Origin of the sequence: Parasphingorhabdus sp. (assembly GCF_048269915.1) — a bacterium.
Lineage (GTDB): Bacteria > Pseudomonadota > Alphaproteobacteria > Sphingomonadales > Sphingomonadaceae > Parasphingorhabdus.
This window is the reverse complement of sequence record NZ_JBLWTY010000002.1, coordinates 202,343-217,899: the sequence shown is the minus strand read 5'-3', so window position 1 is coordinate 217,899 and position 15,557 is coordinate 202,343. Positions and strand designations below refer to the sequence as shown.

Sequence of the window (15,557 nt, the reverse complement as noted above, 5' to 3'; positions counted from 1 at the left end):
ACCTGCTGACAAATAGCATCGTTCGCGTATAGAGTCGCCCCATGCATAGTCCGCTTGAAAATCCAGCCATCGTTGACGCCATCGTGATTCTCGGTGCGGCAGGGATCGTCATTCCTGCCTTTGCCCGTTTCCGGATCACGCCGATCATCGGGTTCATTCTGGTCGGTATTTTGCTCGGCCCGTCAGGCCTCGGGTCTCTGGAGGATCAATATTCCTGGCTGCAATTTGTCACGATCAGCGACCGCGAGGCTATCGAACCCTTTGCGGAAATGGGAATCATTCTGCTGCTCTTCTCAATCGGGCTGGAACTGTCGTTCAAACGCCTGTGGTCGCTCCGTCGACTCGTATTCGGTGTGGGTGCAGCAGAATTGCTCGCTTCGGGTCTGATCATTGGTTCGGTATTATATTTACTGGGCCAGAATTCCGCCGGCGCACTGGGGCTGGGGCTGGCTCTAGCGCTTTCCTCGACCGCCCTGGTTCTGCCGATGTCCGGGACGAAAAGCCAGGTTGGCCGGGCCGCCCTGGCAATGCTTCTGTTCGAAGATGTCGCCATCGTGCCGATCATCTTCCTTCTTGGCGCGATCTCGCCAGCGATATCCGCCGATGGTGGCTGGAATGACCTGGGGCGAACATTGCTGCTCGGCGGCGCAGTCATCATCGGCATGCTGGTTCTCGGCCGTTTGCTCCTGCCCCGTATTTTTGCGCAAGCGGCACGAACAAAGAGTCCCGAGCTGTTCCTTGCGGTTAGCTTGCTGGTCATCATCCTGGCCAGCCTCGCGACCGCGGCCACCGGTCTGTCACCGATCGTCGGCGCATTGCTTGCCGGTCTGCTCATCGCGGAAACCGAATATCACGGCGAAGTCGAAGTAATCACGCAACCGTTCAAGGGGCTGGCGCTTGGCGTATTTCTGATCACAGTTGGAATGCAGGTTGATATCCGCGTGGTGCTTGAAAACTGGGCAAGCCTGCTCACCGCCGTTGTCGGTGTCGTGGTGGTGAAAGCTGCCGTTACCGGCGGATTGCTCCGTTTTGCCGGTGCGCGCGCTGGCACCGCCACCGAAGCCGGCGTGTTGATGGCCAGCCCTTCCGAAACCACCCTGATTGTTCTGGCGGCGGCCTTGCAGGCCCAGCTGATTCAGCCACAAACTGCCGCTTTCTGGCAGATCGTGACTGCCATCGGCCTCACGATAACACCGCTACTGGCCCGATTTGGTCATGACATAGCGAGACGGATGGAAATGCGCAGCGATGGGGGCCCGGCACCGGACGAACAGCCGATTGACGCCCAGCAAACCATCATCATCGGCTTCGGCCGGGTGGGCAAGCTGGTTGCTGAGTTGCTGACAACCCATGGTCAGAAATTTCTGGCGGTGGAGTCCAATATCGATGCAGTTGCCAAGGCACGGCGCGAAGGCTTTCCCATTATTTTCGGCAATGTTTCGCGCAACGAAATGCTCGACCGGCTGAGGCTGGGCCATGCCAAGGCGCTGGTTCTGACGATGGATGAACCGGTATTGTCGGTACAGATTGTCAAAAAAGTCCGCGCCTGGGTGCCGGACCTCCCGATCATAGCGCGGGCGCGGGATATTGATCATGCCGCTGAGCTTTATCAGGCTGGCGCGACCAATGCCGTACCCGAAGCGCTCGAGGGATCGCTGCAATTGTCAGAAGCCGTACTCGTTGAAAATGGCGTTGCAATGGGTCCGGTCATCGCCTCGATCCATGAAGTGCGCGATATTTATCGCCGACAAATTCAGGAAGAAGGCGATCTGGACGAGCAGCCCGGGCTCAAATCCATGGGTACTTCCGCCAGACAGGCGACTGCCGACGACTTGGTGCCCGACGGACTCAGCCCGCAAGAATAGTCCGGATTGCCGCGATAGCATCATCGGCTTTGCCGCCATCCGGACCGCCACCCTGTGCCATGTCCGGACGACCGCCGCCGCCCTTCCCGCCGACAGCAGCAACTGCAGCCTGAACCAGATCAACTGCGCTGAATCGCTCGGTCAGGTCATCAGTCACGCCGACCGCAACCGTTGCCCGGCCATCGTTAACCGCGACCAAAGCGCTGACGCCGCTGGACAACTTCTGTTTCGCCTGATCAATCAGGCCGCGCAATTCCTTCGGATTCAAACCCTGAATAACCTGCCCGCCAAAGGCCACATCACCGATGGTTTCGGTGGCGGCCGCTTTTGCGCTGCCGCCATCACCGGCCAGCGCCAGGGCTTTTTTTGCTTCGGTCAGCTCGCGCTCCAACTTTTTGCGTTCGTCGACCAGAACAGCAACCCGGTCCGCCGCTTCTTCGGGGGAAGCCTTGAGCGCGCTGGCAATCGATTTCAGCTTGGCATCGCGATCCGCAAGCCACAACCGCGCTGCTTCTCCGGTGAGCGCTTCAATCCGCCGGACTCCACTGGCAACTGCGGATTCCGATATAATCGTCATCAGACCAATATCACCAAGCGCATGGACGTGGGTGCCGCCACATAGCTCTACCGAATAATCCAGATCGGCATCGCGGCCCATCGACAGCACGCGAACCTCGTCGCCATATTTTTCACCAAACAGCGCCAGCGCGCCCGCTTTGACGGCATCATCGGGGCTCATCAGTCGCGTGGTGACCGGACTATTTCCGCGAATCTGGGCATTCACATCCGCCTCGACGGCCTGAATCTCGGCATCACTCAAAGCGGAGGGATGCGAGAAATCAAAACGCAAACGATCAGGTGCCACCAGACTGCCTTTTTGCGTTACATGGTCGCCGAGATGGTGGCGCAATGCCTTATGGAGCAAGTGGGTTGCACTATGATTCGCACGAAGCGCGGTGCGCCGGTCTTTGTCTACCTGAAGATGGACCCTATCTCCGACTGACACGGAGCCGGAATTAATTTCAATCTGGTGAGCATGAAGCCGTCCCAACGGTTTTCGGGTATCGGTCACGATCGCCGCAAAATCATCTGCTCCGGAAATTTCGCCCGCGTCGCCCATTTGGCCACCGCTTTCGCCATAAAAAGGCGTCTGATTGGTTAGCAAAATGACCGTATCGCCTGCATCAGCCGATTGGATTTCAACGCCTTCCTTGACCAATGCAACGACGACACCCTCGCCCTCTTCGGAAGTATAGCCGGTAAACTCCGTGCTGCCTTCCCGCTCGGCAATATCGAACCAGACGGTATCGGATGCCTGATCGCCGGAGCCTTTCCAGGCAGCGCGCGCAGCAGCTTTCTGTTCCGCCATGGCCTTGTCAAAGCCTTCGCGATCCACACCGAGCGACTGGGTGCGCAATGCGTCCTCAGTCAGATCGTAAGGAAAGCCGTATGTATCATAGAGCTTGAATGCGGTTGCGCCGGGAAGAACATCCCCTTCCTGCATGTCGGCAATTTCGGCATCGAGCAATTTCAGGCCATTGGCCAAGGTCTGCCGGAAATTGGTTTCCTCACGCAGCAAGGTTTCCTCGATCAGCGGCTGGGCGCGGATCAGTTCGGGAAAGGCATTGCCCATTTCGCCGGTCAGCGAACCAACCATCCGGTGCATCAACGGATCCTTGGCACCGAGCAAATGGGCGTGACGCATCGCTCGCCGCATGATCCGGCGCAGCACATAGCCGCGCCCCTCATTGGATGGCAGTACGCCATCGGCAACGAGGAAAGATGACGCGCGCAAATGGTCTGCAATTACCCGATGACTGGCCTGGTTATCACCTGTTGTAGCGGTGCCGGTCAATGAGCCGGATTCGGCGATCAATGCCTTGAACAGATCGATGTCGTAATTGTCATGGACGCCCTGCATGACCGCGGCAACGCGCTCCAGCCCCATGCCGGTATCGATTGATGGCTTGGGCAACTCAACGCGATCCCCTTCACCGCGCTGATCATATTGCATGAACACCAGATTCCAGATTTCGACGAAACGGTCGCCATCCTCGTCCGGACTGCCCGGAGGCCCGCCGGGGATATGGTCGCCATGATCGTAAAAAATCTCGCTGCAAGGCCCGCACGGGCCGGTATCGCCCATCGACCAGAAATTGTCATCGGTCGCGATGCGGATGATCCGCGCATCCGGCAGGCCGGAAATTTTCTTCCACAGATCGAAGGCTTCGTCGTCGGTATGATAGACGGTCACCGTCAGCCGGTCAGGAGAGATTCCCCAGGTCTTGGTGATCAGCGTCCACGCATGAACAATCGCCTGCTCCTTGAAATAATCGCCGAAAGAAAAATTCCCGAGCATTTCAAAAAATGTATGATGTCGCGCGGTATAGCCGACATTGTCGAGATCATTATGCTTGCCGCCAGCGCGGACGCATTTCTGGCTCGAGGTAGCGGTAGAATAGGCACTCTTCTCTGCCCCCGTAAAAATATTCTTAAACGGGACCATGCCCGCATTGATGAACATCAATGTCGGATCATTATAGGGAATGAGCGGCGAAGAAGGGACAATCTCGTGCCCCTGACCGGCGAAATAGTCCAGAAAAGACCGTCTTATATCATTGGTAGTTTGCATGAATTCGACTTAGGCGAGCGCTCTGCCCTTTACAATCCCGCACTTCGCCGAAAATCACGCATAGGCATAGGGCCCGCCTTTTTAGAGCGCCGTCTGATATTGCGGACGGGCATGAATATGGGCCAGCCAGGGCAGCAAATGGGCATTGCGCTCATCCAGCCCGGCGCGCGACTGGCAAGCTTTGAGCCAAGGAAGCGGCGTAAACGGCCTGATCTCAATCCTTTCCAATATTTGACGGAGCCCCTACAAATCGCAAACGGGCCGTCCTTGCAGTCGGGGGACAGAAGGACGGCCCTATGCCAGGGATCGCCTCGGGGGAGAGTGATCCGGCAAAGCTTCAGAGGCTTTATTCGCTATTTGTTATTCACTATTCATGCGCAAGATGGAGCTGACAGGCCACCATGCCAATCTTCAGGCGGGATATATTAACGCCCGCAAGATTCCATCTGTCGCTACGGTGATAGTCGGATTATCTATTCATCACCGTCATCTATTCATCACCATCATCGGCCTTGCCAACGGGACCGTTCATCATTTCCTCGGCCACTTCTTCCTGCTTGCCGCGAATTTGATTTTCCAGTTTCGTCATCATTTCCGGATTTTCGAGCAGGAAGCGTTTAGAATTTTCACGCCCCTGTCCGATCCGCACCGAATCATAGGAGAACCAGGCGCCCGATTTTTCAACAACGCCAGCCTTCACGCCAAGATCGATAATCTCGCCGACCTTGGAAATGCCCTGGCCATACATGATGTCAAACTCGACCTGCTTGAACGGCGGGGCAACCTTGTTCTTGACCACTTTCACGCGGGTCGAGTTGCCGACAATATCGTCGCGTTCCTTGATCTGGCCGGTACGTCTTATGTCGAGACGGACCGAGGCATAGAATTTCAGCGCATTACCGCCCGATGTCGTTTCGGGGCTGCCATACATCACGCCAATTTTCATGCGAATCTGGTTGATGAAAATCACCATGCATTTGGAGCGACTGATCGAACCGGTCAGCTTGCGCAGCGCCTGACTCATCAGGCGCGCCTGCAAACCGACATGGGTATCCCCCATTTCGCCTTCGATTTCCGCGCGCGGCACCAGAGCGGCAACCGAATCGACCACCAATATGTCGATCGCGTTGGAACGAACCAGCGTATCGGTGATTTCCAGAGCCTGCTCGCCAGTGTCGGGCTGGGAAATTATCAACTCGTCCGTGTTGACGCCCAAAGCCTTGGCATAGACAGGGTCGAGCGCATGCTCCGCGTCAACGAAGGCAGCCGTGCCGCCATTTTTCTGGGCTTCGGCAATGACGTGCAAAGCCAGCGTCGTCTTGCCCGAGCTTTCCGGTCCGTAAACTTCAATCACACGGCCCTTTGGCAATCCCCCGATGCCCAGCGCAATATCCAGCCCCAGACTACCGGTTGAGATAGCCTCCACTTCCAGTGCCTTGCGCTGGCCCAGCTTCATGGCGGACCCTTTACCAAAGGCGCGATCTATCTGCGCCAGTGCGGCGTCGAGCGCCTTTTGCCTGTCTGATGAATTCAATTGATTATCCGATTCTACGACTTTTAAATTGCCGGCCATTTGCCTGTCCCCTTCGCTAAATGTTTAACCATCATCAATCAATGATAGAGATTATGTACCGTATTTGTTCTCATAGAACAAGGGGGGAACATAAATAATTTGCGAATGAGCTATCCCATTGTAATTTATACTGAAAACATTCTTTCTTACCCGATCTTGGCATGTTCGGCCAGCGTCTCTCCCACCGCTTCGGCAATTTGCGCCACCGAGAATGGCTTGGGCAGGAAATTGACCTTGTCGAGATTGATTGATTTGCGCAGCTGTTCCTCTGCATAGCCGGACATGAACAGGATTGGCAGATCGGGAAAATGCTTGCGGACATGCTTCGCCATCGTCGGACCATCCATATTGGGCATCACCACGTCGGACACGATTATGTCGAAAGGCTGCTCCATGCTATCCTGATCCGCGAGCAGCCCCAGCGCCTCCTCGCCTTCACTGGCGGTAACCACAGTATAGCCCTGCCGGGTGAGCGCCCGCTCGGCGACCGCGCGCACCATATCCTCATCCTCGACCAGCAGAATATGTCCGCTGCCCCACAATTCTTTCTTGGCAGTTGCCTTGACAGGGGGCGAACTCAATGTAGCGCGCTCTGTCTCATCCGGCCTTGGCCGGTGAACCGGGAAATAGATAGAGAAGGTGGTCCCCTCGCCAAGGATGGAATCGGCAAAAATATAGCCGCCGGACTGCTTGATAATCCCGTATACTGTCGACAATCCCAGACCCGTGCCCTTGCCCACCGCCTTGGTGGTGAAAAACGGTTCAAAAATCTTGCCAATCACGTCGGGCGGGATACCATTGCCGGAGTCGGTAAAGATCAGCGCCGTATAATCGCCAATCGGCAGAATATCCCTTTTTAGCGCCCGCACGTCGGAGGCGACCACGGACTGGGTCGAGATCGAAATCTTGCCACCACCCGGCATAGCATCACGCGCGTTAACGCCAAGATTGATGATCACCTGCTCCAACTGCCCCGGATCCGCACGAACCAGCCCGAGATTGCGGCCATGCCGCACTTCCAGCTCGATTTTCTCATCCAGCAGACGCTTGAGCAGGTTGGAGACATCCGCCACCACATCCGGCAATTGAAGCACTTGCGGACGCAAAGTTTGCTGCCGGGAGAAGGCCAGCAATTGCCGGGTCAGCCCGGCCGCCCGGTTGCTGTTATTCTTGACCTGCTGAATATCGTCATAGTCGCTGTCGCCCGGCGCATGACGCAACAGCATCAAATCGCAATGGCCGATAATAGCGGTCAGAATATTGTTGAAATCATGGGCGACGCCCCCGGCCAGCTGCCCCACGGCCTGCATCTTGGTCGCCTGCGCCACCTGGCTCTTTAACTTCGACTCTTCACTATTATCCCGGATCGACAGCAGTACGGCGGCGTCACCCAGTCCGCGAATACCGGCGATACCCAGCGCAACCGGCTCCTCGCCGCCATTGCGCAGCCGCACTGCGAGATCGCCGGCCATTGCCGGACCGCTGGCATAGCGCCGCACGGCATCAGCCACCGCAGATTTGTCATCGCGTATCATAAGATCGCCGGGATATAGCGGTTGCTCCTTCTCACCAATGCCGGCGGTTTTGGCAAAGGCATCATTGAAAAACAGAAACCGGCCATCCCGATCTGTCAGTGCCAGGCCCAGGGGGAGCAGCGACAACATCGACTCCACCTGTTCCAGCGCCTTGCCGCGTTCGACCATTCCGCCATCATCATCAATCAGGAGAATCAACGCCGGGCCTTTTTCCTTTTCCCGGTCGAGCGGGACGTGGAACAACCGAACTGGGGTGCCATGCCGTCCCTCGCGTTCGAAAAAGATCGTGCCCTTGTCGTCGGATCGCAGGAAATTGATAAAATTGCGGCCCGCAATATTGGCATCGACCCGGCCGGTTGCACGCAAGGCAAAGGCCTGGTTGGATGCGCGAATGCGCCCTTCCCCACCGATGACGCTTGCCAAAATGCCGGATTCTGAAAATGCGCGGCCTCCGCCGCCGCTTATCATCCGGATCATATCATCCAGAATATCAACCTGCACCTGCGGGATCAGCTGCCAAAGAAGATATTCATCCCCCTGGCCGGTCCGGACCACTTTTGCGCTATATTCGGCTACGCCACGCTTCAGGCCTTCGGCATAGCCGCGACCATCGCGCCAGGCAGTGCGGCCCGCCGTCGCGAGCAGTTCACTACCGCCAGCCAGCAAGGGCAATTCGGGCGGGACCGCCGGGCCATTGAACCATTTGGTAAAAAGCTCGTTGGCGCAGACCAGCCGGCCAGCCCGGTCGGTAATGGCCAAGCCGACATCGGACTGATCAGCAACCATCCGGGTTACCGCCCAGTCGTCGGGATTGGCATATTCCTGATCCGTAGCGGCCTGTTGCGGTCGAAAGAAATATACGATCCCGGCCAAGCTGAACACCAATGCCAGAAAGGCGATGATCAGGGTAATATTCTGGACCTGCCAATATAATAGACCCACGGATGCGAGTACCGCGACAGCCATCAACGCCGCCCTAGTCCAGGCATCGGACTTTGCCTTGCGGGTGCTGGGGTTCAGCAATCCGGTCTTGTTCTCGACCTTACTCGCCATTTTTAGCCCTGTTGGTAAGAAGTTTGTTCAACCGCCCTGTCCGCTTTCTTCCGATCCACCAGCGCCATGCAAAAGAACTGATCAGATAACCGATGGCTGCAAAAAATATTGCAAACAGGAGAAATCCAAAAGCAGTTACACCAGCTTCGCGCACCAGCCAACTCAGCCACTGGCCAAATTCGCTTTGCATATGCGTATTGATCGGCTGCCCGGCGGTCATCGCATCAATCTGCAGGACGAATTTTCCCGTCTGGTTCGCCGCCGCAATCCAGAACGGGTAGGTGAAGGGATTGGTGATAAAGGTGGTGATCGCAGCAACCGGTACATTGGCGCGTACCGGGAGCGCCAAAAACATCGCCGCAAATATCTGGCCAACCGGAACCAGGAAAGCCGCCACCATGCCCAGGGCGACCCCACGCGGTACCGAGCGTCTGGTGAAGCGCCAAAGTTCCGAATGCAGGAAGCGATGGGCGATTGGCTTGAGATATTTATTCTGTTCCATCGCCGCGCGGGTCGGCATCTTGCGCTGGAACCAATGGACCACGAACATGATCAAACGCGCAACAAAATCCTTGTCATGGATATTGGGCTTCTGATCAACCATGTTCGCGCATCAGCCGGCCCTGCTGCCGTTTCCAGTCCCGGTCCTTTTCAGTCTGCCTTTTGTCCGGTGCCTTCTTGCCCTTGGCCAGTGCCAGTTCGAGCTTCGCTCGTCCCTTGCTGTTGAAATAGATCGACAGCGGGACAATGGTCATCCCCTTGCGCATCACTGCGCCGTATAATTTGTTGATTTCGCGTCGACTGAGCAACAGCTTGCGGGGCCGGGTCGGTGTGTGATTGTGACGGTTGCCATGACTCCATTCGGGAATATTGGCGTTGATCAGCCAGACCTCGTCATCCTTCACCTCAGCATAGCTTTCGGCTATCGCACCCGATCCGAAGCGCAGGGACTTAACCTCCGTTCCAGTCAGCATGATGCCCGCCTCGAACCGGTCCTCGAGATGATAGTCATAGCGCGCGCGCCGGTTCTCGGCGACGATCTTTTTCTTGTCAAACTCCTCCGGCCGCGGTTTTGCCATCAGATCAGGCCAGCGCCTTCCAGAGCAGAATCCACCGCTTTGCGGCTGGCTTCTGATGGCGGCGTCATCGGCAATCTCAGGTCCGGTGAAAAATTGTCCAAAACCCGGGACATCGCATATTTGATCGGACCCGGCGACGCATCGGAAAATAACGACTTGTGCAGCGGATAGAGCACATCGTTCAACTCGCGTGCCTTGGCATAGTCGCCGGCTGCACAGGCCGCCTGGAATTCCGCACATAATTTGGGCGCAACATTGGCAGTCACCGAAATACAACCCACACCACCGGCGGCATTAAACGCCAGCGACAATTCATCCACTCCGGAAAGCATCACAAAATCATCCGCGCAATTGAGGCGGTGCTCTGTAACCCGGTCGAGATCACCGCTGGCATCCTTGATCGCAATAACACTCGGCAACTGGGAAAGAGCGGCAACCGTATCGGGCTGGATATCGGTCACCGTACGGGCCGGGACATTATAAAGGACCAGAGGCAGATCATTTTTTTCCGTCAGGGTCGTGAAATGGGCGGTAATGCCCTCCTGGTTGGGACGATTGTAATATGGCGCGACCACCAGACCTGCCGCAGCACCGCATTTTTTCGAGAAGTTGAGATGCAGCAGGGCATTGGTCGTGTCGTTGGATCCGCAACCGGCAATGACCGGCACCCGGCCAGCCGCCTGCTCGATGCACACTTCAATGACGCGATGATGTTCGGCATTGGACAGGGTGGACGCCTCGCCCGTGGTACCGCAGGGTACCAAGGCACTGCTGCCCTGATCAATCTGCCAGTCCACCAGGGCGCGAAACTGGTCTTCGGCAAACGATCCGTCGCGAAAGGGCGTCGCCAGAGCCGGAATTGAGCCGGAAAACATGGAATAATCCTTTATATTTACCTTGGAAATGGGCAAAGCCGCCACCAAGTCATTTGCATTATTAACAGCGATATAGTGCGCCGTTCAGCGCCTGATAAGGAGCCTAGCCCCATAATGTCCAGCATGGTATCAAGATTTCTCATTGGAGCGCTGCTTTTATCGCCTGCAACCTGTGTGGCGGCCGAACAGATTGGCTGGCAAAGCAGCGAGAGCGGGCTGTCTGATCCGACCGGCGGCAACGCCGTCCTCGGCCTCCAGCGCTGGCGGGTACTCACCCAGTCCGACAATTATTCTTTCGAGGATTATGCCGGTTTTCTGGTCACCTATCCTGGCTGGCCGGACGATACGCGGATGCAGCGCAATGCCGAGCAGGCGATCAATATCAACAGCTTCTCGCCGAGCCGGGTTATCGCGTTTTTTGACCGTTTTGATCCGATCACCAATGCCGGGGCCGCCAAATATGCAGTCGCCCTGCAAGCCTCTGGCCAGCGCGACAAGGCCAATGCCATGGCCAAACAGGCGTGGCGCGGCGGTACGCTGACCGATGAAGACGAAGCTGCCCTGATCACCCGGTTCAGCTCCGCCCTGACGATCGACGATCATGATGCGCGGATGGATGCCTTGCTCTGGGCGCGCGCGACCCGCGATGCAGCGCGCCAGCTGGTCTTCACCTCTCCTGCTCGACGATCCGTATTTGCCGCCCGTCTTGCGCAGCTCACCGAAGCGCCTGATGCCAATGATCAGGCAAGTGCGGTTGGCGCCATCGCCCGCGATGATGCAGGCTATCTAGCTGATCGCGCTCGCTATTTGCGCAACAATGGGCAAAGCTACGCCGCCCGCCAACTGATGGCGACAAGATTGCCGCTGCGGGTAAAACCGGCGATGCCCGAAACCTGGTTCGAGGCGATGCTGATCAATGCCGAAGCCGCAGCCAATGACCGGCAGTGGACGACAGCCTATGAAATCGCCTCCAAAATCGAGGACGCCTACGACACGCCGGTCCGGATCGCCGACCAGAATTCCCGCGTTCGTGACAAATATTCCGATCTCGCGTGGGTCGCGGGTACATCTGCACTGAATGGCATGCGTCAGCCTGCCAAGGCCGTCCGCATGTTCGATCTCTATGCGCAATCCTACGATTCACCCAATATCACTTCCAAAGGTTATTACTGGGCCGGTCGCGCCGCTGCCGAAGCGGGCGAAACCGCTCAGGCCAACGCCTATTTCGAGAAAGCTGCCGCGTTCCCGGATTATTTCTATGGCCAGCTGTCGCTGGAGCGGCTCGGTCGTCCGCTGCCGGAATTCAATCGCAAGCCAGCCGTAGACATCACCGACGAAGAGCGCCGCGCCTTCGACAAGGAACCTCTGGTCATCGCGACCAAGGCCTCGGTCCGCACGGGCCCATGGCGTGAGCAAATCCGTTTCCACCGTGCCCTCGCCTATAATGCCAAGACGGCGAAAGACTATCTGCTGATCAGCGATCTCGCCACCCGCATCGGCGCGCGCGATCTCGGCGTGATCAAGGGGATCAGCTCACTCGGCGCCGGCGTCGGCGCGATCGACGAAACCGCCTTCCCGACGATGAACGTGCCGTTCGGCCATGAAAACAGCTGGACGATCATCCACGCGATCACCCGGCAGGAAAGCCAGTTTGCCGAAGGCGCCATCAGCCATGCCGGCGCGCGCGGCCTGATGCAGCTGATGCCTGGCACCGCCCGGGAACAGTCGGGCAAGGCGAACCTGTCCTATAATCTCTCGTCGCTGACCGATGATCCGCAATATAATATCCGGCTAGGCAGCGGCTATATCCAGCGGATGATGGATTATTATGGCGGCAGCTACCCGCTCGCCATCGCCGCCTATAACGCCGGTCCCGGCAATGTGAACAAATGGCTCCGCGCCAATGGTGATCCACGCATGGGCGGGATCGATTGGGTCCAGTGGATCGAGGACATTCCGATTTCCGAAACCCGCAATTATGTGAAGCGCGTGCTGGAAAACGCAGTGGTTTACGATACCAAAAACCCGCGCGGCCCGACAATCCGCAGCGACACGCCGCTGACGCGTTATATCGGGAAAAATTACAAAGGTTGATATTTAAGGGTTGATACTCGCGATCCGGACGAACAGCCTCGCACCTGCTTCATTCCGAAAGTTACAGATGACATATTGGTACGCTTTTCTTCCCGCCTTTCTGGCGTCCATAACATTGGGTGCCTGTACAACACCGGGCGACCGATCGACGAAAGCCGATTTCGTCGCCTGCGATGATCAGAAACTGCACGCAAATCTATCTGACAGCCTGTGTATTGAAACCACCGTTGACCACAGCAATTTGCAGGACGAACCGGCCAAACTCTTCGTGCGAAAATTCCCGGCGCGCGCCAAGCACCACGGCGATATATGGCTGATTGCCGGTGGTCCCGGCGAATCGGGTGCCAGTTTTTATGCTGATATCGATTTCTTCAGACAGACTTTTGCCCATTATGATGTCCTGATTCCCGATCATCGCGGCTCCGGCTATTCTTCAAAACTGTGCATGCCCGAAGAAACTCGCGATAGCGTCGATGGACTGAATCTTGCCGGCGAAGAATGGGGACCATGTTTTGCGAAGCTATATTCTGACCTCAAGAGAGCAAATAGCTTTAGCCAGAGAAATGCTGCGCGGGATCTCGACACGCTCATTGCAACCCTGGGCTCGGACAACAGAACATTAATTTACGGTGTCTCGTACGGCACCTCTCTTGTGCTGGAATATAGCAAGGTTGCGACGACGAATGTCGATGGCATCATTCTCGATTCCCTGACCCCCGGGCCGTCTGATCAGCTCAATGGCCTTTCCTATCGTTCGCAGACCACTGACCGGATTGGACTGGCCTTGCTCGAACGCTGTGCGGCAGACAGCAAATGCAGTCTTGGTACAAATGCCGTTGAAACCTATCACGCGCTGCTCAAAGCTATTGATGAAGGCGCGGACATACCGGGCTTGAGCCTCATTCCCAATCGCGATCTCCGGCAATTTCTGGGTCTGTTTTTGGACGTACCCAGCGCTCGCAACCAGATTCCAGATATCATTGGCACCTTGGCGGCAAGAGATCCCTCGGCGGAGCCACTGATCGAGAAAACCATTGCAGATGTAGAGACATATTGGGGAGCAATTGCTCAATTTCCTCAGGCAACAGCATCTATCCCGCTGTCCGCGACAATCTCCGGCTCCGTGTTCAACAGCAGGCCTGAATTGACGGCCGAGACATTGGCGTCAGAAAAAGCAGCCCTGGGGTTCACGAGCCCCCTTCCCGGCCTGCTGGTGAACAATCAGTTCCCGCTCTATCAACCACCTGAGGCGCTGCCAATGCCTGCGAGCATGCCGCCAATACTCGTTTTGCAAGGAACATTCGACCCTAAAACACCTTATGCGTCAGCCGTGCAGCGGGCGAAGAATCTCCGTGTACATGGCTCCGTTGAAATCCTCACATTGATAGACGCACCGCACGCAGCATATATCAGCAGCCAGGATTGTCTGGCCAAACCACTGTCGCTTTTCGCAAAAAATCCTGAGGCGGTGTTGTCGCAAACCTGTGCCCCAACCGAAGCCTTGATCGCGTTCCCTTAGAGAATATCGCGTTCCCTTAGAGAATAACGACCTGTCAAACACGGCCAGGCCAAGAATATCGCACAAGCTCATTGGACAAATGACTGGAACAAACACCCACAAAATCGTCGGGGACACCTGCACCGGATTACGGCGTTTACCTTTTCTTTCTAATTTTCTGACATGCTGCTGCGATAGTGACGGATGCATTTTCATATGAAAATTCCGAACGCGCGCTTCAGGAGGGATATTGTTCTGCGGCAGTACGCGGAATTATACACGCCCCCCTGATCAATCTCGGCGGGATATTGGTTGTCGGTCCGGCGCTATTCATGCTTCTCCCTTGGTATTATGCAATCTGTCCGATTTTGCTTCGCTTATTCTCGATTATTTTCACCCATATAAACGCCCGGCGTATGCAGAAGGCGCTGGCGGACGATGCCGAGCTCACGTCGCCCATCGCCCGCTTTGAATTGGGCGCGATCTTTGTCGGGCTGAGCTGGGCGAGCACGCTCCTGTTGCTGCAACCGGCGCAATGGACAACGCCTCCCGGCACCACCATTGTCGCCATATCGGCAATCGGTATCGCGATGACTTCGCTGATCATTGCCCCGCTTCGCCGTGGCCTGCTGCTGTTTCTCATAAGCTATTTTGGCAGCGTCATTCTCTATGTTGCATGGTATTTTGCCGATTTTGGTTTCATCACCCTGGCCACGCTCGTCGCGGTGATTTTTGCCACAACAAAATTGTCCTTCTTGCTGTCGCATTCGGCCCATGAAACGGTTCGAACCAAGATAGAAAATGCCTTGTTGAATCAGGAACTCCAGCTGGCACTGGCCGAGGCGGAGCGCCTCTCTCACACGGATGAGCTCACCGGACTGGCCAATCGGCGTGCGTTTGAAGACCATGTGCACAAGCTGTTAAGCCGCGACCCGGATAACGGTATATTGCTGCTTGCCGACCTCGATCATTTCAAGCGAATCAATGATGAAGCCGGTCATGCCATGGGGGATAATGTGCTGCGGGCGGTCGGCAAGCTGCTGTCCGCCATGACCGTCGCTTCAGGCTTTCCCAATCGTATAGCTGCGCGGATCGGCGGCGAGGAATTCGCGATTTTCATCGGCGGCACGGATATCGCGGCTGGGCAGCGACTGGCCGAAGATTTGCGACGTGCGATTGGCGGCATAAGCTCGGCCACGGCACAGGGGCATTTGCAGGTTTCTGTATCCGTAGGCGTGGCGCGACGTCTTCCTGGCGAATCGCTGACCCAACTGCAAAAGCGCGCCGATGAAGCCATGTATGAAGCCAAAAATGGCGGCCGCGATCAGGTTCGCCTCGCGGCTTGATCTGCCG

At 56.6% G+C, this 15,557-nt stretch carries 10 protein-coding genes; 4 read left to right on the top strand and 6 right to left on the bottom strand.

Annotated elements, in window-relative coordinates:
* The first annotated feature begins 41 nt into the window (after positions 1 to 41).
* A complete protein-coding gene (locus ACN0WX_RS06005) occupies positions 42 to 1,865 on the top strand; it encodes a cation:proton antiporter (RefSeq protein WP_417621400.1) in 1,824 nt (607 codons plus the stop codon).
* Here the strand turns inward: ACN0WX_RS06005 and alaS are convergent.
* From alaS to dapA, 6 genes are all read right to left on the bottom strand, one after another.
* A complete protein-coding gene (gene alaS, locus ACN0WX_RS06000; RefSeq protein ID WP_417621399.1) occupies positions 1,849 to 4,497 on the bottom strand; it encodes an alanine--tRNA ligase in 2,649 nt (882 codons plus the stop codon). The genes ACN0WX_RS06005 and alaS overlap by 17 nt on opposite strands.
* 490 nt (positions 4,498 to 4,987) lie before the next feature.
* Positions 4,988 to 6,070: a recombinase RecA gene (gene recA / locus ACN0WX_RS05995; RefSeq protein WP_417621398.1), complete on the bottom strand. Its 1,083-nt coding sequence runs from the start codon at positions 6,068 to 6,070 to the stop codon at positions 4,988 to 4,990.
* Positions 6,071 to 6,216: 146 nt separating this feature from the next.
* Positions 6,217 to 8,571 (bottom strand): response regulator, encoded by a 2,355-nt coding sequence (locus ACN0WX_RS05990; RefSeq protein WP_417621859.1) that lies wholly within the window; start codon positions 8,569 to 8,571, stop codon positions 6,217 to 6,219.
* 76 nt (positions 8,572 to 8,647) lie between these two features.
* Entirely contained in the window at positions 8,648 to 9,262 is a 615-nt protein-coding gene (locus ACN0WX_RS05985) for a DUF2062 domain-containing protein (RefSeq protein WP_417621397.1), read from the bottom strand.
* On the bottom strand, positions 9,255 to 9,737 hold the full coding sequence (smpB, locus tag ACN0WX_RS05980) for an SsrA-binding protein SmpB (protein WP_417621396.1): 483 nt from the start codon (positions 9,735 to 9,737) through the stop codon (positions 9,255 to 9,257). Before smpB ends, ACN0WX_RS05985 begins: the two co-directional genes overlap by 8 nt.
* Positions 9,737 to 10,612, bottom strand: coding sequence for a 4-hydroxy-tetrahydrodipicolinate synthase (gene dapA / locus ACN0WX_RS05975; RefSeq protein WP_417621395.1), 876 nt, complete (start codon positions 10,610 to 10,612; stop codon positions 9,737 to 9,739). The genes smpB and dapA overlap by 1 nt, the downstream gene beginning before the upstream one ends.
* A 114-nt stretch (positions 10,613 to 10,726) precedes the next feature.
* Between dapA and ACN0WX_RS05970 the strand changes: the two genes are divergently transcribed.
* From ACN0WX_RS05970 to ACN0WX_RS05960, 3 genes are all read left to right on the top strand, one after another.
* Positions 10,727 to 12,706: a lytic transglycosylase domain-containing protein gene (locus ACN0WX_RS05970; protein WP_417621394.1), complete on the top strand. Its 1,980-nt coding sequence runs from the start codon at positions 10,727 to 10,729 to the stop codon at positions 12,704 to 12,706.
* Positions 12,707 to 12,773: 67 nt separating this feature from the next.
* On the top strand, positions 12,774 to 14,225 hold the full coding sequence (locus ACN0WX_RS05965; RefSeq protein WP_417621393.1) for an alpha/beta fold hydrolase: 1,452 nt from the start codon (positions 12,774 to 12,776) through the stop codon (positions 14,223 to 14,225).
* A gap of 176 nt (positions 14,226 to 14,401) precedes the next feature.
* On the top strand, positions 14,402 to 15,550 hold the full coding sequence (locus tag ACN0WX_RS05960) for a GGDEF domain-containing protein (protein WP_417621392.1): 1,149 nt from the start codon (positions 14,402 to 14,404) through the stop codon (positions 15,548 to 15,550).
* Positions 15,551 to 15,557: the final 7 nt, after the last annotated feature.